The sequence below is a fragment of the Vagococcus fluvialis genome, from assembly GCF_048815235.1.
GTDB lineage: Bacteria > Bacillota > Bacilli > Lactobacillales > Vagococcaceae > Vagococcus.
Window position 1 is genome coordinate 22806 of record NZ_JBMEAO010000020.1, and the last position, 20140, is coordinate 42945.

At 32.1% G+C, this 20140-nt stretch carries 20 protein-coding genes; all 20 read left to right on the forward strand.

Annotated features, from left to right (window positions below; translation table 11 throughout):
- Window positions 1-14 precede the first annotated feature (14 nt).
- Complete coding sequence (locus ACODH8_RS12425; protein WP_420021007.1) at window positions 15-398, forward strand: hypothetical protein; 384 nt, start codon at window positions 15-17, stop codon at window positions 396-398.
- On the forward strand, window positions 395-1711 hold the full coding sequence (locus tag ACODH8_RS12430) for an ATPase, T2SS/T4P/T4SS family (protein WP_420021008.1): 1317 nt from the start codon (window positions 395-397) through the stop codon (window positions 1709-1711). Before ACODH8_RS12425 ends, ACODH8_RS12430 begins: the two co-directional genes overlap by 4 nt.
- The gene (locus ACODH8_RS12435; protein WP_250942390.1) at window positions 1712-2533 is read left to right on the forward strand and encodes a hypothetical protein; all 822 of its coding nucleotides are present in this window, start codon (window positions 1712-1714) and stop codon (window positions 2531-2533) included.
- Window positions 2533-3258 carry a hypothetical protein gene (locus ACODH8_RS12440; RefSeq protein ID WP_420021009.1) on the forward strand — a complete coding sequence of 242 codons (726 nt, stop codon included), beginning with the start codon at window positions 2533-2535 and terminating at the stop codon, window positions 3256-3258. The genes ACODH8_RS12435 and ACODH8_RS12440 overlap by 1 nt, the downstream gene beginning before the upstream one ends.
- 17 nt (window positions 3259-3275) lie before the next feature.
- Entirely contained in the window at window positions 3276-3635 is a 360-nt protein-coding gene (locus tag ACODH8_RS12445) for a hypothetical protein (RefSeq protein WP_420019095.1), read from the forward strand.
- On the forward strand, window positions 3635-3778 hold the full coding sequence (locus tag ACODH8_RS12450) for a hypothetical protein (RefSeq protein ID WP_288395149.1): 144 nt from the start codon (window positions 3635-3637) through the stop codon (window positions 3776-3778). Before ACODH8_RS12445 ends, ACODH8_RS12450 begins: the two co-directional genes overlap by 1 nt.
- A gap of 32 nt (window positions 3779-3810) precedes the next feature.
- Window positions 3811-3960 (forward strand): hypothetical protein, encoded by a 150-nt coding sequence (locus ACODH8_RS12455; protein WP_207059348.1) that lies wholly within the window; start codon window positions 3811-3813, stop codon window positions 3958-3960.
- Between the two features lie 23 nt (window positions 3961-3983).
- On the forward strand, window positions 3984-4136 hold the full coding sequence (locus ACODH8_RS12460) for a hypothetical protein (protein ID WP_179203881.1): 153 nt from the start codon (window positions 3984-3986) through the stop codon (window positions 4134-4136).
- Window positions 4137-4151: 15 nt separating this feature from the next.
- On the forward strand, window positions 4152-4592 hold the full coding sequence (locus ACODH8_RS12465) for a type III secretion system protein PrgE (RefSeq protein WP_311877473.1): 441 nt from the start codon (window positions 4152-4154) through the stop codon (window positions 4590-4592).
- A 16-nt stretch (window positions 4593-4608) separates the two neighbouring features.
- Complete coding sequence (locus tag ACODH8_RS12470; protein WP_086952629.1) at window positions 4609-4836, forward strand: hypothetical protein; 228 nt, start codon at window positions 4609-4611, stop codon at window positions 4834-4836.
- A gap of 13 nt (window positions 4837-4849) precedes the next feature.
- Complete coding sequence (locus tag ACODH8_RS12475; RefSeq protein ID WP_420517754.1) at window positions 4850-5650, forward strand: type III secretion system protein PrgH; 801 nt, start codon at window positions 4850-4852, stop codon at window positions 5648-5650.
- Between the two features lies 1 nt (window position 5651).
- On the forward strand, window positions 5652-6005 hold the full coding sequence (locus tag ACODH8_RS12480) for a PrgI family protein (protein WP_332463321.1): 354 nt from the start codon (window positions 5652-5654) through the stop codon (window positions 6003-6005).
- The gene (locus ACODH8_RS12485) at window positions 5959-8376 is read left to right on the forward strand and encodes a VirB4-like conjugal transfer ATPase, CD1110 family (protein WP_420019096.1); all 2418 of its coding nucleotides are present in this window, start codon (window positions 5959-5961) and stop codon (window positions 8374-8376) included. The genes ACODH8_RS12480 and ACODH8_RS12485 overlap by 47 nt, the downstream gene beginning before the upstream one ends.
- A 115-nt stretch (window positions 8377-8491) precedes the next feature.
- Entirely contained in the window at window positions 8492-11353 is a 2862-nt protein-coding gene (locus ACODH8_RS12490) for a peptidoglycan DD-metalloendopeptidase family protein (protein WP_420502208.1), read from the forward strand.
- 81 nt (window positions 11354-11434) lie between these two features.
- Window positions 11435-12094: a hypothetical protein gene (locus ACODH8_RS12495; protein WP_420502207.1), complete on the forward strand. Its 660-nt coding sequence runs from the start codon at window positions 11435-11437 to the stop codon at window positions 12092-12094.
- Window positions 12078-12341, forward strand: coding sequence for a hypothetical protein (locus ACODH8_RS12500; protein WP_420021012.1), 264 nt, complete (start codon window positions 12078-12080; stop codon window positions 12339-12341). The genes ACODH8_RS12495 and ACODH8_RS12500 overlap by 17 nt, the downstream gene beginning before the upstream one ends.
- Window positions 12342-12355: 14 nt before the next feature.
- Window positions 12356-13459, forward strand: a complete 1104-nt coding sequence (locus tag ACODH8_RS12505; protein WP_420021013.1) for a hypothetical protein — start codon at window positions 12356-12358, stop codon at window positions 13457-13459.
- Window positions 13460-13495: 36 nt separating this feature from the next.
- A complete protein-coding gene (locus ACODH8_RS12510; protein ID WP_207060348.1) occupies window positions 13496-13975 on the forward strand; it encodes a DUF3801 domain-containing protein in 480 nt (159 codons plus the stop codon).
- Entirely contained in the window at window positions 13975-15783 is a 1809-nt protein-coding gene (locus ACODH8_RS12515; protein WP_420021014.1) for a VirD4-like conjugal transfer protein, CD1115 family, read from the forward strand. The genes ACODH8_RS12510 and ACODH8_RS12515 overlap by 1 nt, the downstream gene beginning before the upstream one ends.
- Before the next feature lie 191 nt (window positions 15784-15974).
- A complete protein-coding gene (locus tag ACODH8_RS12520) occupies window positions 15975-20132 on the forward strand; it encodes a DUF3991 domain-containing protein (protein WP_420021015.1) in 4158 nt (1385 codons plus the stop codon).
- Window positions 20133-20140 lie beyond the last annotated feature (8 nt).

Here is a 20140-nt window from a genome sequence, read left to right on the forward strand (position 1 = left end):
TAAGGAGAAAACAAGTGAAAAATACAGGTCTTTTAATAGGTTTTGGTAGTGTTCTGTTACTGGCTATATTTGGCTTTAGCTTCTATCTATTTTCAACGAATAGAGAAGATTTTAAAGTGCAAGAATTAAATGTGATGGCAAAAAATGAGCTAGTTTCTAGTTTTGATTATTCTTCTAGAATTACTGAAGGTGTTAGTTTTTTCGACCAGGAAGCATTTGAAACTAAGGTTCGCTCTGATATTCCTAAAAATTTTAAAAAAGGTTCTCAAGTTACTTTTACCTATTTAAAAGAAGCAACAGGCACAATAAAGAGTGTTCGAATTGTTGTTAATGAAGGAAAAAACACCTATCAAACAACGTTATTAACTAATATTCATGAAGGAAAGGGGAAAGAATGAAAGAAGTATTAAGTATGTTGTATGAACAACAACCTGATTTAAAAGAAACACAAAGAGTTACAGATCAACAGCTGGAACGAGAAAAAGTGATGAAAGAAGTCATTGCAGCTGTAAAAAAACATATTGATTTAAAGCACCCTGAATTAAAGATTGCTTCACTAAAGAGTCAAGAAAAAAGGGAAGAGTTAGAGAAAATAGTTCGTCAAATCGTCTCACAAAAGAAAGAATTATCAGAAGATGAAAAAAGAAGAATTATTCCTACTATTGTTGGTTTTGGCTTTGTTGAAACAGTGCTTGCTCTTGATCCTACTGCAACAGATATACGTTTTAACGGAACTCAGGTCATTATTGAGAATCCTGATAAGAAATATTTGTATCCTCATCCTGTCGAAGAGAGAGAAGTTCAGGCATTAATAAATAGGTATGCAAATTTTTCAGGCGATAATTTCAACAAAGAACATCCTAATTTACCAGTTCAAATAGGAAATGTTAGGGTAGATGCTATTCATAAATCAAACGCACCTTATGGAACAGTTTTAGCTTTAAGAATTAGTCGAAAAAATATGGTTTACTCTAAGGATTATTTTTCAATTGGTCCCGACTCTGTTAGAAAACTACTATTGACATTCATTTCTAGTCATTTAAGTATTTTTGTTGCTGGTGCGGTAGGTTCATCTAAAACTGAGTTACAAAAATATTTAGTTGAGCCTATTCCTTTTGATGAAACTATCTTTTTAATAGAAGAAATTCCGGAAACGCATTTAAAAGAATTATATCCGGATAAAGATATCTCTAGTACGTCAGAGCAAGGCGGAAATATGACGATTTCAAGTTTATTGAAGGCTTCCAAGCGCCAAAATGCTACATGGGTGATTTTAACAGAGGTACGTTCGTCTGAAGCTTATCATCTAGTTCAATTATTAAAGAGTGACCATAAGGTTATTTCAACCATGCACTCTAAGTCTGTTTATACGATTCCCTCTACACTAACAGGAATGATTGCAGAACATTACCCTATTAATGAAGAAAACTATATCAGACAAATTCATGAGTCCCTAGATATTGGGATTCAGCTTAGTAAAAGGAAAATCAATGGGAAAACCTATCGTTGGATAAAAGAGTTGTGTGAATATACAAAAGATGGTGTTCAAATGATTTTTTCTCAACGATTAAATGCGAAAGGAGAATTAATAGCTACTTATTATGGTCTGTCAGAAAACTTGAAAGAAATTATTACAGACTACGGTAAAGAAAGTGATATAGAAGATTTTGAAAAAGAGTGTCAAGAATTTCATGAGAAAATGGGTGAGTAAGTGGGAACTGTAGGAAAAAAGAGGTATAGCATTGATGAATTAAGAGCGTTTAAGCTCGCTTATGGTCGTTCAATACAAGGTGAAGATTATCTTATTAATATTATTCTTCCAGCTATCTTAGGTGGTGTAATGGCTCATTTGCTATTACATTATATTCTACTAACAATTGCTATGACTATTTTTGGTGGTGTTTATGGGTACTTTGTCTTGTTTCCAGCTAATATCAAACGGTTTTATGAGAGGAAATCATTTGAACAGCGAAATAAATTCGTTAACAATATTACTCAAGTTATGTCAGCACCCTCTATTACTGTCTATGTTGTTTTAAATGACATGCTAGATTTATATAGTGGTGAATTTAAAGAGCGTTTAATCGTTCTTGTTTCTCAATTGTCAGATGCCTCTACAGATGAATACCATGAGTATTTTCAACAATTTGCTTCATATTATGATAAAGATGTTATTTTTACTCAGTACATAGATATTTTAGAAACAAGTTCAGTTGAAGGAACTAACAATTTAGAGTCATTAAAGAAAACAACATCATTTCATAATGATATTAAAACATTTAGAAATATGTTAGTAGAAAATAAAAATAGAGCTCTTAAATATGCAAAAGGTGGGCATTCATTAATTTTACTACTAATTATGGCCTGTCATTTTAGGATAGAACCTATCACATTTGAAAATTACTTAAAATACTTTAGTCACCATCCAATCGGTTGGGGAGTAAGTATTTTTTACTTAATCGGTGTGTTGTATACTATGACTCATTTTATGAAAACCTATTTTGACGATGATGTTTTGGAGGTTGATATGTAGTGAATAAAGTTCAATTATTTATTGTAAAAACAATGGAAAAGGATTTTTTAGAAAAAGCCGAGTTCATTGGTTATTCAGAAGAGGAAGCTGTAGGATTGCAGTTTAAACGAATAATGATGTCTTTTGTTTATCTGTTAATTGCTATTTTTTTCTTAACTCAAAAACTTTGGACCGCTTCAATTGTATTTGTTGTTCTTGGTTTTTTTGCTTATAAAACCAGGTACTACCGAATTCAATCAGCTTATAAAAATGCTAGATACAATCAACAAATTTCTTATTCTATTTTTACTCGTTTAGTTGATACGTATTTAAGTAGTGGTGAAAGTTTGTATACGATTTTTGGAAAAATTTCTACTCGATTAAAATCGAAACAATCTCAATCAAGTATTGCTCGTTTGATGGGAAAAATTCAGGAAGATCCGGAAAATAAAAAAGCATTTCAAGACTTTGGTCGAGAGCTTTCTGTGACAGATGATGCTCAAAACTTTATGACAACGTTGTACTATTCGCAATTTACAACAGATGATAAATCAGTTGTAAAGGAGCTAGGACAGATGGCTGTTAAAGAGGTGTTAGATACAATTGGTGAGATTGTTGAGATAAAAACGAATCGAATTGAAAAATTTGGACGAATATTTTTGTATGTGTCATTGATATTAATTGTGGGAATTTTAATGGCCTTTGCAGTAATGCACTTTGACCAAGTTATGACACCAATACAATAATAAGGAGGGAGGAATAAATGAGACAAATTAATGCGAATATTGTTCACTATCTTCTTTTAATTATTTTTATTTTGTGTGGTTTATCTGTATGGGACGTGGGTATTCAAGTTAGTAAATTTTCAAATTACAGAAAAACAGTTAATGAAAACGTTGCTAGATACGGTGGGTTAACACCTACTGCTATGGAAAAAATAAACTCAAATAGTAAAACTTACGCTGACAATCGCTTTTCCATTGTTTCAAATGAGTTAGGAGTTAAAAAAAAATATGGTGAAATCATCAATTATCAAATTAAGCAAGAATATGAAATAAAAATATTAATCAATAAAAAAGTTACACGTTATACAGATTGTTCAGTTACAAGTGAGGTCAGATAATGAAAGAAATGATTTACGAAGTAGGTTCATTTGTTTTTTTAGGAATAATTATTGTAGCTCTATTAGGAGCGTTACACCATTTTTTCCCACATTTTATAGAAACAATTAGTCAGTATTTAAGAGGTCGAACTCCTAGGTATTGATTTTTTTTTGCAATTGAAGGGAGGTGAAGAAGTTGAAAGAACTAATTCAAGAGATTGGAATGGCATTATTTGGTTTAGCATTAGCAATCGTTGTGTTTCAAATCGCAAAAGTTGGAGTTACTGGTGCTACAAACAACATGTTTGATTTTATGACAAACGCATTTAAAGCAGTACAAAAATAACTTAAAGAAAAGGAAGATTATACATGAAAGAATTAATTCAAGAAATAGGAATGGCATTATTTGGTTTAGCATTAGCAATCGTTGTGTTTCAAATCGCAAAAGTTGGAGTTACTGGAGCTACAAATGACATGTTTAAATTCATGACAGATGCTTTTACAGCTGTTCAAAGTAAATAGTATGGTGCTTGGTAGATGAAATATACAAGACCACTCCAACGTGAAGAAATAAAGAATGAGTTTAGTATTGGTTCACACCCAGCGACGATTAAAAAAGTAAAAAATATGTTTTCAAAAAATACTGGTGCTCCAATGTTTAGAATGTTAGTGACAGGTGAAAACGAAGAAGAAGCTACTCATTATTTGGTTTTTGGGAATTCTTATACAGAAAGTAATGTTAATTTTTTACTTGCTAGTATTGAAGATAACGGAGTCGATATCCCTGATATTGACTTCGGCTTTAACCCTGAAACACTAAATTTTTTAAAAGGAAAAGCGGTTTATATTGAAATCAAGGAAACAGAATATAAAGGCAGTAAGCAGAATAGCATAGATAAATTCTTAAATTTAAAAGAATTTGAAGAAAGTGATACATCAACTGAAGATAGCAGCGTGTATGACGGATGGGAAGATTAGGAAAGAGGGATAAGGTATGGCAACAGTTGTTAAAATAGTACAAATTGCTGGCACAATATTTGGTGCTAGTGGACTAATCGGTTTATTAATCGGTTACTTTAATTTTCAATCAGGAACAAAACATGAAGATCCAATGAAAGCTGAAAAAGGGTCTCAACAAATGCTTTGGGGAGGGGCTTCAGCAATGATTGCAACTGGTGTTGTTACTGTAATAGTTCAAGCCCTAAATGCAATAAGATTCTAAAGGGGGCAAGGTAATGCACATTCCTAAAGGAACACTTAACCAGTTATTCAAATCATTAAGTTCCTACAACCCTGTAACTAATCAAGCAATGGAAAAAATAGCGACTGTCCTACAACCTGTAGGAATCGCTATTTTAGCCATTCTTTTTTTATTAGAATTACAAAACTATTCTAAAAAATTTGATTCAGAAGAAGGTGGCCTGACTGCTAATGTTTATCTGAGTATTGCTATGAAATATTTAGTTGCGTATTTTTTAATCATGACTTCAAGCAAAATTGTAGATGGTGTTGTTTGGTTCGGTATTCAGACGGCCAAATGGATTAACTCAGTTGTAGTAGTAACAGGAACAAATGACGTTATTAAACCACTAGCGAAAATGAAAATGTGGGAAAGACCTATTCCGTTTCTCTTTAGGATATTAACCTATATTTCAATGGCTTTTGCCAGTTGGACGTCAAAGATTATCATTTTTTTAAGAGCAATAGATTTATACATTATAAAAGCTGTTGCACCAATAATGGTTGCCTTTTTTGTTCATGATGAATTACGTTCTATTAGCATTAATTTTCTTAAATATGTAATGGCGGTTGTATTTCAAGGAGCATTATTAATATTAATACTTGGTTTAATACCAATACTTACAGCAAATGATTTTTCAAGTTTTAATTCATTAGATGGTTCTGTTTGGCAGAATGCTGGAGCAATCATTAAGAATGTGGTTGAGTACGTTGGTCTAATTTGTAAATATGTCGTTATTATTATCCTACTGATTGGTTCACAACGAAAAGCAAAACAATTAATGGGGGCGATGTAAGATGGCAATGCAAAGTGAATTTCAACGAGATATATCTCAAATGGAAAAAAAATTATTTGGTGTTTCTCGTCGGCAGTTTAAAGCCGGGGTTTTACTAGTTATTGTAAGTGGAATTGTTGTAGCAGAAGCTTTTATTTTACCCGATTGGTCATTTCATATAGCAGCCGTATTAACGGCCCTTTTATTGGGGGCTTATCCTATGCTGCTATTGTTGGACCGTTGGAATGAAATAAAGCGAAAAATTCAACTTTATTTTATATATGAAGATTGTCATTATTTAACAGGTCAAATTAGGAGGTATGAAGCAAGTGAATTTATTCAAGACAGTACAATCAAAGAAACAGATAGGATTTAAAAAAGCTAGTAATAATGACGAATTACTAGCTAAAGAGGTAGCGGAGAAAAAAAGATTAGAACGTATTAAACTACAGACAACGCCTACAACACAAGGAGCTATTAAATACACGTCCCAGTTTGAAGAAGGGCTGATGCACATAGTAGGTGATGAATACTCTCAGATGTTTAAATTAGGTGAAGTTGATTATGAAGTTTCAACAGATGAAGAACAGTCTAATGTAGTTATCGGTTATGCTGAAGCCTTGAATAAACTAGATAAACATTCAAGGTATCAGCTTTTAGTAATTAATCGTGCTGTTCCTGAAAATTTAATTGATCAGACGCTACTACCATATCAAGCTGATAAATTAGATAATTACCGAGAAGAAATTAATGAAATTATTCAACAACAGTACGAGAAGGACGAGCGTAACTTTCAAGTAGACAAATACGCTATATTTACTACTGCTAGTCATTCTAGAAAACAAGCAAGTAAAAATTTAGTCACTCTTGCTAGTAATTATGTGACACAATTTGATGATAACGAAGTAGACTTATCTGTTGAAAAAATATCAGGACTAGAGCGATTAAAGGTAATGGCTTCATTACTTAAGCCTGATGATTATTTTATTTCTACTTATGAGGATATTGCTGTTTCAGGCCTTTCTAGTAAAGCTTTTATCAGTCCTAGTAAAATGTCATTTCCTCGAGGAAGAGTCTTTTTTAAATTGGGAGAAAAGTATGGGGCTATCCTATATATTAAGCAATATCCTAAATACTTAGAAGATACTTTAATTCGTGAGATTACTAGTATTGGTCGTGAAAGTGTTATTAGTATTCATGCTAGACCTTATGATATGAAAGAAGCCAAAAAGAAAGTGCAAGCTGTTAGTATTCGTAATGAAACAGAAATTGCTAAACAACAAAAAAGAAACTTTAAAGCTGGTGTTTCTGAGGATATGGTTTCGGGAGAAGCGAAGGAAATTAAAGAATCAACTGAATCTTTAAGAAAACAATTTAAAGAGGATGGTCAAAAGTTATTTTCAGGAATCTTTACCGTTATGGTTTTAGAAGATGATGAACACTCTTTAAAACAAGCTATTCAAGATGTTAAAGATGTTGGTTCATATCATGATGTTTATTTTGAAACGATTGAGGACTACAAAACAGAGGCTTTAAATACTATCTTACCAATTGGGAAACCATATTTAGATGTTGAAATGAATTATATGCGTGATATGACTTCATTTAATGTAGCAACGCAAATACCATTTTCAAATGTTGAATTACAACACCCTACAGGCCATTTTTACGGCACAAATCAGTTAACTAATAATATGATTACAGTTGATAGGAAAAAAGGAATGATTGCACCAGGGGGGCTAATTTTTGGTTCTTCGGGTTCAGGAAAAGGTATGACGACAAAATGGGAAATTATCGGTTCTAAATTAAGATATCCTAATGATAAAACTATTATAGTTGATCCTGAGAGTGAGTATTTAGAATTAGCTAAAGAGTTTGGAGCTGAAATATTGGATATTTCAACCGGAACGAGTAATCATTTAAATATTTTAGATATGGCTGATAAATCTCTTCTTGATGAAGAAGATCAGAGCTTGGACCTAGTGAAGGAAAAAGCCAATCTTTTAGCTACTTTGTTTGAATCTATTTTAAAATCTTTTACAGATGAAGATGCAGCGATTGTTGATAGAGTAACAAGAAAAACTTATGAACAATTTGAAGGGCAGACAAGAAACCCTACCTTAGTTGATTGGCATAATATTTTACTTAACGAGCCGGAAGATTCAGCAAGACTTCTAGCAACTAAGGTTGAACCTTATACAATAGGGGCTCAAGATATATTTGCACATGAAACGAATATTGATTTGAATGCTAATTTTATTGTTTTTAACATCAAAAAATTAGATGCTCGTTTGAAACCATTTGCTATGAAAGTTATTCTTGACCAAATTTGGAAGCAAGTAGTTGATAATCAAGGAAAAACAACCATTCATTTATATTTTGATGAATTACAGGAAAACTTTGATACAGAAGAAAATTCATTATGGTTTACAAGTGTTTGGGCTAGAATTCGTAAATATGGAGCTATTCCTACAGGTATTACTCAAAATATTTCTACTTTATTAGATAGTGCAGCAGGTAGGAAAATGGTATCAAATAGTGAGTATATCGTTCTATTACGTCAAAAACCAGTTGATTTATTGCGATTGGAGGAAATGATTCGATTACCGCCTAAGTTGTTAAAATACGTTGGTAATAGGGTGGAACCAGGAACTGGTTTGATTTCTGCTGGTGGTGTGATTGTTCCTTTTGAAAATTCAATACCTAAACATACTGACTTGTTTAGAATTATGAATACAGATGCGTAACATACGAGAAATAGCTGATATATCAGCATTTTTAAAAATAATATTAGTCTAAAATAGAGCTTTTAATCACTAGATTATAAGGCTCTTTTTTTGTTTTAAATGGAGGTCTTATTGGTTGAAAGCTCAAAATAAAAAAGATAAATTACTTAACAAAAAGGAACAGCCCAAAATAGAAAGTAAACACGTAAGAAGTCGTGATATCAATAGACAGTCAGTAGATTTAACGGTAAAACATCATCATACAAGTTCAGCAAATGATTCTAATGGCCTTTTAAAAAGCAAGGAACTAGTTACTGAAACTCTTCAAGGAAAACAAAATCAATATAGAAATGCTTTGAATACTGAAGAAAAATACAATAATTTATTACATTCTAAGCTGAAACCTACTGATAAAGGAATTATGGCTCATTCAAAAATTCTTAGAAAAGATACTGAAGGCATAAAGGAAAAATTAAAAAGTCAGAAAAACGATTTGAAAATATATTCCAATGTACCTAAGAGAGAGTTACTTCAGGCTAAAACAGATAAAAAGGAATTGTTACTAGAAGGAATTAGTAATCAACAAACCCTAACACCTAAAGAAGCTAGAAGAGAAGCTAAGAGCAATTTAAAAGTAACTCAAAAAGAATATAAGTTAATGCGAAGTGAAGTGAAAAAAGAAAGCAATACTTTAAAAAATGCCATTAACAACGAAAAAAACTTATCAAAAGAAGAATTAAAAGGACTTAGAGATAAGAAAATAGCCTTAAATCGTACAAAAATGAATGTGAAAGTTAACAAAAAATTAGTAAAACATTCAGTGAATAATGATCCTTTTGCCGTAAGAAATCAAGTCAAAACAGAATCTAAAGCACGTATAAAACAAGATTTAATCAATAAAACAACAAGTCCAGTCAAACAAGACGATACGTTTGGTGAAGCAATCAATCTTGTACAACAAACCAAACAAGCCAATATGCAAATGAGACAAGCGTTAAAAGTCACTAAGTTAGCTGGTAAATTATCAATGAAAACAGCTAAAGGTAGTTATGGCTTAGGAAATAAGACTTATAACCTAGTTAGAGGGAAAGGCTTTTACAGAACACCACCTCATTTAACCACACGAGCAGAACTTATGAAGAAAGCTAGAAGGTCTCAGAGACGATTAATGGCTTATTCTAATCAAAAAAAATTTCAATTTAGTTTTGAAGTAAATAAAATGGTATCGCAAGCAAGTAAAGCCCTATCAACTGCTGTTAAGGCTGTGGCTACAAACCCTATCACGTTAAGTGTTTTAGGTTTTATACTAATATGTTTAGTCGTTGTTGGAATTGCTTCAGGCAATCAATACGCTATAAGTCAGACTGAGGAAGATTTAACGGACTCATGGGCATATATGACAAAACTAGATACAGATCATAATGACGATTCTAATACATTTTATACCAATTTTAATGATGTCATGTTTTACATGAATTATCGGTTTGAAGATTACCAATTAGATGAAAAATATTCTCTTACAAAAACATATAGAAAATACTTATCTACTATGTGGTCCAAACTAAACGGAAGCAGTCCAAACTATGAAATTGTTTCAATGGACTCCTTAATTAAAAATAAAAAAAGCTCTTATTATCTAAATAAAGAGGACTATTCCGAATATAAAGAAAATAAGTCTGAATATGGTTATTTATCTTTGGACGGCCAGCTCTCTTTTCCGTTTAAAACAAAAGAATTAACGGTAACTAGACGTTTTGGCTATGAAGGAAAAGGGAAGAATGCAAAACTTTTTAATCAAATAATAGTAAAAAGTGAGCCAGGAACTGATATTGTTGCCCCTATGTCGGGAACAGTATCGAAAATAACTGGAACTGATTCAATAGAAATTAAGTTGTCAAAAGACCATAAAATAATTTTAAAAGGTGTTAATAATTCACGTTTTATTGGTGGAGAAACAATTACTGAAGGAGCATACATAGGTAAGGGAACAGATGCCACACTCTCTATTAAATACTTTTCGTATCAGTCAGAAAAAGCTAAGTGGAAAGCCGTTAATCCAGCTTTCTATTTTCCTAAAGTTATCTATACACAAGAAACATTATTAGGTAGCGATTATGATTCTATGTCGTTATCTCCACAAGTGATATCCCTCATACCTAAGTTTAAACAAGCTATGAAAGAGGTTGGTATGCCTGAAAAATACTTACCAATTGTTTTAGCCGTTTGTATGCAAGAAAGTGCTGGATTAGTTCCAGATGTGATGCAATGTTCAGAGAGTTTAGGTTTACCTAGAAATACGCTAGGAACAGATGCCAGCATAAAACAAGGTGTCAGGTACTTATGGGGAAATATGAAATTAGTTGGCTTAGAGTTAATTAATCGTGATGATAAGTATGTTAAAACAGCTGTACAGGCATACAATTACGGAGTTAATTTTATTCCATATACAAAATCTAATAATTATGCTTTTACAGAAGAATTAGCGACTGGTTTCGCAATGATGATGTCAGGCGGAACAGGTGGTTATGGGGATTCTAAGTATGTCGCTCATGTGTGGCGATATGTAAGTTCAGGAGGTCAAAAAAACCCAGGAAATGGTCAGTTTTCTTATCCATTGCCTAATCGTCTTGCTAGTATATCAGGATTTGACTATCGAATTAACCCTAAAACGGGAGTAGCTGAATTCCATACAGGCTTAGATTTTGCCGTTGGTTTTGGAACTGAAGTTTATGCAGCTGAGGACGCTGTAGTTATGAGAGCAACCGACGTTGGCGATACTTATGGAATCAATGTGGTTCTTAAGCATAAAAAAGGTAACTATTGGACGAGATACGCACACTTAAGTAAAGCAATGGTGTCTGAGAATGGAACAGTTAAGAAAGGCCAATTAATTGGTCTTGTAGGTTCTACAGGATTAAGTACAGGACCACATTTACATTTTGAAGTTATGACAAGTATGTATGCTGGTCATGTAGATCCACGTGGCTTTATAAAATAGAAAAGGGGGAAAGGAAAGAGAAAGTTCTTTCCTATTATATTTATGGTAGATATTCAAAAACTTAAATTTGTAAAAAAAATAGTGATTATTTTAGCTTGTTTTTTACTCTTTACTACGGGGTTTTTATTAGGTTCGAATATAGGGAAAAAAGAGCCTAAACAAGTAAAAACAGAGGATAAGAAGAGTGTAGACAAGGAGATTAAAAAAGAATTAACCACTAAAGTAGTTAATGATTTTTTGACAGCTTATTACACAAAAAAAGATGTTGGTGAAAATAGAAATCGTTATGAGCCGTTGGTTTCAGTAGCAATGTTCAACGAATTAAAAGCTCAAGAAGAACAACCAATTAATCAAGCATATAAAGGTTATATCGTTAATCAAGTTTTCGATAGGGCAGATATTTATGTAGATACAGTCAAATCTACAGCTGTTTGCCTAGTAAATTATACGTATACGCACCGTGCAGAAAAAAATACTGATAGAAATGCTTTACTAAATCAGAATGAAACTGAAGCAATAAAAATTGAATTTCTTAAAGAAGGAAAGAAATTTATTGTTAACAAAATTGATTATGTTTCGTTAACAGAGATAGATAGTGGTGGGTACAATAATTACAAAATCGAATTAGATGAAACAACTCAATTTTCATCAAGTGATAGTACTTCAGATGAAGAAATGATTACTAGTAATGACAAAACAATAACAACTACGGAGGAAACAAATAATGTCGAAGAAAATTAAAGATGCAGAGAAAAAATGTACTCGTTTAGGTGCTGAATTGGAAAAAGCTAAAGAAAATGTAAAAGAAGCGGAAAAAAAGCTTGCGACTAAACAAGATGAATTTGATAGAGCCAATATGGATCTAGTTAATTTATTGTTGGTGGAACACAAGTTAACAATTCAAGATTTACCCGAATTATTATCAGTATTATCTTCAGAAAATAAAAATGCAGCAGTATCTTCTCAACAAGATACTTACTTAAACTAGAAAGAAGGGTAATTATGTTTGGAATATTTGATATGTTTAAACCAGCTGAAACGTTTGTCATAGCTCATTCAGAAGAAATAAAACCAGCAACAATTAAAGAAGCGGGGCAATTAATTAATTATGTTATTGGTGTTAATAACGACTTGCTAGACCGTGGAAAAAGTGGCTGGTTAATCGTTAAAAAAACAGTCACTAAGAAAAAAATTGATACAGATATTTTTGCCATGCGTTTAGATTTACCGTTATTAGAAGATAATCCTTATTTTACTAACTTATTAGAGCCTTTTTATCAAAGTAAACCAGTTGAATTTGATGAATCATTATTAGTAGAAATGGAAGAAACTAGTCAAAATGAGAAAACTGAGGTAGAAGATATAGCTGAAGCACCAGCTTTACCTAGTAATTTAGAGTCATTAGTTAAAAAAGGGACTGATGTTTTGGAGCAAGAGGAAACTCTTGTTCCAATAGAAATAACTGAAAGCTCAAATACATTGTCTGAAGAAAAAAATTTAGAGTATGAACAAGAAATTGAGCGATTGAAATTAGAGTTAGAAGCAAAAAATGATTTACTGGCTAAACAAGTCCAAAAAGAAAAGGAAATTGTTGCATTTCAGAAAGTTGTACAAGTAGAAAATACTAAAGATATACCTGTTTCAAACGAATTTCCAGATATTGTAGGTTCAGCTTTACAGTCAAGATTAACTCAGTTAGAACAAGAAATTAAACAAAGAGATACTCGCTCACATATAAAAGAATCAATTGTTAATGATTTTCAAGATAAGAAAAAGAAAGCTATAGAAAATAAATTAATTGAGTTAGAAATTGAGAAAAATGTAAAACTTGAGAAACCAAAAGCTGATTATGAGCTGCTGGTAAAACAAATAGTTGATGAACACAATCAAATTAAAGAAAAAGAAATGAAAAATATTACAGATTATTATGAAAAAGAGTGTCAAATTAAAATAAAAAATGAAACTGAAAAACATTCTGAAGAATTAGCCAATTACTTAAATGAACGAAAAAATGAGTTACTAAATTGGCAAAAATCTTTTAATAATGATATTGAGTCACAATTAGGTAGTATGTATTATGTGTTCCAATTACCAGTTGAAGAATAGCTTTAAAAGAAATAAAAATAAGCTAGGAGGGATTCATTGGAACAGCAAGAAATGGTCCATCGTTGCGTTATGACAGGTACTAAAACGTTTGGTAAGACTATTGAGGTTCTTCTTTATTTATCAATGGAAGGATTAACCAATTTAAAAGATAGTCAATTTCCAATGCACGGTGAAACAAATTTATATAAATTAATGAGTAGAAGTGATCCTCTCACTTCTGCTTTTTTAAATGAAAAAGTTGATTTTAACCAGTTGAAAGAGCAGTTAAACAATCAAGGGTTACCTTTTTCTTTTAGAGAAACAAAAGAAGGGACAGAGTTATTCTTTAGAGTTAAAGACCAAGAATTAGCTAAAAAAGCATTAGAACGGGTTATATTAGATATAAAAAAATCGCCCAAGAGTATTCTAAAAAAACCTGGTTCAATGACTTTTGATGAAAAAGTAGCCTATGTAAAGCGTTCCAATATGTATAAAGGAAATGTTAACAAGACTGTAAGTAAGGGGCGTGGTATTTAATGCAAATACATAAAAAAGAGTTTAAACCCTATTTATATAGAGGTTTATTACTTGCTTATATTGGTTATTGTTGTGGCAATTTTTGGATGGTTCTTCCAGGTTATGACCTGTACTCAAAAACTCATAATCTAATGACTAAAGACTTGAACGGAATTATATTAGATAATTCTGTTCAAGTTTTTTTATTACCATCAGTAGTAGGGCTATATTTAGGTGTTCTAGCTTTTCTAGTTAGCCTTATTTTTTACACTATAGATAATGATAAAGGTGTTTACCGAAATGGAGAGGAACATGGTTCTGCAAGATTTGCGAAAGTTGAAGAGATAGAAAAATTTTCAGATGAAAAGCCTGAAAATAATATTATTCTTACTAGAAATAGTCGAATGGGCTTAGATAATAAGCGAATACCTTATGAACATCAAAAAAATAAGAATGCGGTTGTATTTGGTGGTCCAGGTTCAGGTAAAACATTTACATTTATTAAACCTAATATTATGCAGTTGAATTCAAGTTTCTTAACGATTGATCCTAAAGGCTTATTAATACGAGAAATGGGTCAGTTATTAGAAGATGCTGGATATAAAATCAAGATTTTTGACCTAAATAATCTATTAAATAGTGATATGTTTAACGTATTTTCTTATATAAAAACTGAGTTAGATATTGACCGAGTATTAGAAGCTATTACTGAAGGGACAAAAAAGAAAGAAAATAATAGTGGCGACGATTTTTGGAGACAAGCTGAAGGTTTGTTAATTCGAGCATTTATAGGTTTCTTATGGTACGACGGACAAGATAATAACTATCTACCTCATTTGGGTATGATTGGTGATATGTTGCGATTAACTGAGAGAAAAGAGAAAGATACACCTAGTCCAGTTGAAGAGTGGTTTGAAGAATTAAATAGAAAACATCCTGATAATTATGCCTATAAACAGTGGACTTTGTTTAATGATTTATATAATGGTGAGACTCGTATGAGCGTTTTAGCAATTGCAGCTGGTCGTTATTCAATCTTTGACCATACGCAAGTAGTTGATATGATTCGCTACGATACGATGGATATTGAGTCATGGGTAGATGAGAAAACGGCTGTATTTGTTACTATACCTGAGACAAATGACGCTTATAACTTTTTAGCGTCAATCTTTATTTCAACTGCCATGGAAACTCTTAGAAAAACCAAAGATGATATTTTAACAGGCCTTGTTGATTTCAGAGAAACTCATCATTTCAGATTTTATTTAGATGAAATTGCTAACGTTGGACGTATTCCGAATGTTGACAAAGCCCTGGCAACGTTTAGAAGTAGGGACTTATCTCTTGTGTTAGTTCTACAAGCATTAGATCAGTTAAAAACAATGTATCCAAAAGGTTGGGCGACGTTGATAAATACCTGTGATACGCTTCTTTTTCTTGGTGGTGACGAAAAGGAAACAACTGAATACTTATCAAAACGTGCTGGTAAACAAACCATTTCTGTTAGGAAAAATAGCCATAATAAAGGTAGAAATGGTGGCGGTTCAGAAAGTCGAGATACTATTGGCCGTGATTTATTGACTCCTGATGAAATAGGTCGAATTAATGGGAATGAAGCCTTACTGTATATCTCAGGACAGTTTGTATTTAAAGATGAAAAGTATGTTGTAAGTGACCATGAATACGCTGATTTACTTGCTAACAATCCAGGTGATGAACGTTGGTATCGTTATAAGCGTTATAAAAATGATGTTGAAAAATTATTAGATCAGGTTAAAAAAGAAAATGTGGTTAATCATGGAGTTGTTTCTGATGATATTGCTGCATAAATAAAGGAGAATTTTTATGTTTGTATTTGTACTACTAATCATTTGGTCCTTTTGCCTTTCTTGTTTATTTAAGGAGGTGATTCCTCGAGTTTATATTTATCTAACATTAGTCTTTACCATTGTGGCAACTTATTTTTATGTTCAATCTAATTTTTACTACGTTATTTTAAGTTAGGAGGTATCTAGTTAGTATGGGACAAACGCATAAAGAAAGAAAAAAATCTCTTGAAATCGCTCAAAATGTAGATATTTTATCTGTTGCAGATGCTCTTGGTATGGGACTTGAACGGTCAGGGCGAACGTATCAATGGTCGAAACATGACAGCCTAAAAATCACACCGAGTAAAAATAGTTTTTACTGGAACTCTCGCTCAAAAGGTGGGGGTTCTATTCAGTTAGTCATGGCAGTTAATGAGTGTTCCTATAAAGAAGCTGTTAAATTCATTAATGAAAGTGAATTAAGTGAGTTTAAAGATCAGGCATTACCACCTGAAAAACCTTTTGTTTACTTTCTTAAAGAGGATAAAGATTTATCTAAAACAAAAGACTATTTAATAAACGAACGTCAACTGTCGAAAGAGACAGTTGATTTTTTTATTGAAAAAAACGTGATAACGCAAGGAAAATACAAAGATAAGATTAATAACCATGAAGAAACAGCAATTGTTTTTAAACATACTGATTTAACCGGTAAGGTCAAAGGGATGTCTTATCAAGGGATAGATGCTTTTCCGGAGATTCACGGAGACAGACTACGTTTAAAACGTGTCTATGGTGACGGTTATTATGGGTTAAGTGTACCTATAGGTCATGTTCCAAAAGGAAAAGAAATTTCTATTGATAATCCATTAAAAATAATTGCATTTGAAGCTCCAATTGATTTAATGAGCTACTACGAATTAAATAAAAACAACTTAAATAATGTTGTTTTACTAGCCATGAATGGCTTTAAAAAAGGAACTTTATCCACTTATATTGCTAATTCACTGGGTTCAAATTTATCAGACGAAAAAAAACAAACTTTTCTTGAAGATATGCAAAAGATGGCCAAAAAGAAAGTTCCATTTATTCAGCTGACGCTTGCGGTTGATAATGACGAAGCGGGACATAATTTTATTAATGAATTTGGAATTGATTTCATAGATGTTCAAACCGATTTACCACCTATTAAGGAGGGGGTAGATAAATCAGACTGGAACGAAGTTTTAAAAGAGACTAAATCAGTTTTAAAAGGGGATATAGTGATGGATGAAGTACCACAATCACGTACAAGATTAGATATTTCAAAAGGCAAATTAGCAAGACTAGAGGGTGAATTTAATTCTAAGGTAGAACAAGTTTACGCTCATGCAGCAAAAACGAATGGCCAACCAATGAATGATAAAAGAGGCGGATATCGCCACATTCATCAACAAGAAAAAAAGGAAGATGCAGTTTTTAACACCTTGAAAGAAATCAAGGAACAGAAAAAGCGTGTTGAAAAATTGGAACGTCAAGCGGAATTAAAGGAAATGGGGTTTAATCGACAAGGTGGCTTAAACATGATTGTTGAGAATATTCCACGTATTCAAGAAGAAATTGAGAAGTCTAAACGTGGAGAGTCACTTTTTAGCAAAACAACTATAAGGAAATATGAAAAGAAATTAAATGATTTACTCATTACACAAGCCATTTCTAAAGTTTCAAATCCTCAATTGAAGGAATTGGTTGAGTCCGGAAAGGTCACTCAATGGAATAAGAACCCTACTATTCATTTTGTTGCTGGTTTAAGAAAAGTTGCTTTAGAGTTAAAACCAACTGGAGAACTTGACGTATCGGCAAAATTTCCTCCTAAAACTGATGAAGAGAAAAAAATTGTTTCTGAATTACTTCAAAAAGAAGTGTCATTAACTCAAGAAAAGGAGCAAAAAACAGATATGAAAAATACTGAGGAATTATCTGATTATTTTAAAGTCGAATTTAATGAAACTAACCCAACGAAAGGGATTGTTAGCCTTGAAGGTGAGATAGTAACCCTTGATTTAATTGAAAAAATTAAACTGTTTGACCAATCAGCTACAAATGAATCAGGTTATTATAAATTCTTTTTTGATGAATTTAAGAATGGTGAAAAGGTCAGTCAATTGAGGATAGATATTGGAGACGGAATAGGTAGAAATCAAAAATATTACCAACAATTAGAGGAAAAAGTAGTGACTTTTCCGAAAAAAGAGGTAGCTGAGAAGGACACTGAAACAAGCAAAAAAGAACATATAGTACCTAAAAAAGCTGATTCTATTGAAAAGGTAGATACAGAAAATGAAGTAATACCAGTATCAGCAACATCTACTGAAAATACAGAAATAGATGTTCCTGAAAATAAAAGTATGACCTATAATTTTTTAGTTTCTATTGAAGAAGGATTAAACGATACGCTTAATCAAATGGCATTAACTGATTCCCCTACCCAAAATTATTTAACAGAAACAGAAGTTAAGCAATTGTTATCGACTCATTTAGATAAGGTAGAACACTTGATACAACATTTTTCTGATTCTGCTAATCAACTAGAGAACCCCACTAAAGAACAAACTGAACGCATACAAAAAGGCTTACGAGATACGATTAAAGAGGTATCTAATCAATTTAAAGAAGCGTTAAAAGAATCTCTGACGCATAAGAAGAATGAAATTATTACCTTTCCTAAACGAAAAGCGGATGAGATTCGCCAATATATATCGACTGCTTTTAGAAGTCGATTGTTAAAAATCAATCAATCAATTCAAGCGTTTGTTGATAAGGTTGATCAAAAATATAAGGATACTGAAAAACTTTATCCTGATGAAAAATTGGAAAATCCAATTACTGAAGGCGGAGATATTTCACCCGATGTCACACCATTAGAAAAAAATAGTGACACTATTTTGATTAAAGATACTTTAGAAAAAGAGCTTGTTCCTAGTGAAGATATGATTCAACTAGGACGAAACTATTCTTCTTTACTTGCCGAAATGGACGATTTAAAAGAACAAATTAGTCAATCAATCAGTCAAAATCCTTTATTAGATGTGTCAAATTTACAACAAAAACTAAAAATTAATCAGGACAGTATCAAAGAAGTTGGAGAGAAATTAAATAAGCTGCGACTACCAATTAACCCCGATAAAACAATGACTAGCAATATAGATACTGTAGCAAAGTTATCTATCCTAGTCGCTCAAAGAGATAGTCTGTTAGCCGAAAGAGACCAATGGGTGAGCCACCCTGATTTTCTTAATCAGAAAATAGAATCAACTAATTTAGAATCACCACTAAATCAATTTAAGAAATGTGACGCTCAAATTATAGCGATTGATAAGCTAATAGTTGAGCTACAAAATGGAAAAGAAGTTAATTCATCTGAGTTTTTACAAACGGCACGAGTAGAGCAATTAGTTACAAAAGAGGTTATCAATAAGCCTGTAACGGAGCAAATTCATGAAGAGACTAAAGACATTAAACGTGAGGAGGTTTTAACAGATAGTGATATTAAAACACTGACAGACACTGTTAAAGACCAAAGAATGATGTTACTAAATCCTGATGTATTTAAAAAATATTTGGACTCAACAACTAAGTTGCATTCTTATTCACCTAAAAATATTCAGTTGATTATGAGCCAATTTCCTGAAGCCACACAAGTTGCTAGTGAGAATAAATGGAAGCAACTTGGCTATGAATTAACAACTGATGCTAAACCTATTCATGTTTATGCTCCAGTTGTTTCAGAGGGAGAAGTAGATAAAAAAGGAGACGTTCAATTTTACTTGAAACCAGTTTATGACGTAAGCCAAACGACTGGAAAAGAAAATTTTCAGTCATTTCAACTGAATGAAAATGACAAGGAACAAGTTTCGAAGGTCATTTATGGTTTAACAGATAACGTGACCAATAAGGAGCTGGTTAATCAAATACCAGTTAATTCTATTGGTAAAAACTTTAATGAAATCATGAAGAGTTACATTGATTTAACGGTAGAACAATCATTAAAAACGACCTCACAAGGTCTACAAAGACAGTTTGAAGTTAACGCAATATCTTATGTGATTGCCAATCATTTAGGCTTAGAGAGCGAAAAAATGTACTCACTAGAAGAATTAAAACAGTTCAATACAAGTCCTAATTCAATGAAAAATTTAGACAACTCACTTATAACTATCTCCAAGCATTCAGATAAATTAGTTCAATCTATCAATCAGAAAGTGAATGGCAAAGCTCAACAAAAAAATAAATTTGAGGAACGAGTTGCTGATGGTCAGGCAATGAATAAACAAGTTGAACGTAGTCGTCCAACACAAGAACAGGAACAAAAACAATCACTAAGACGTTAAACAAAGGA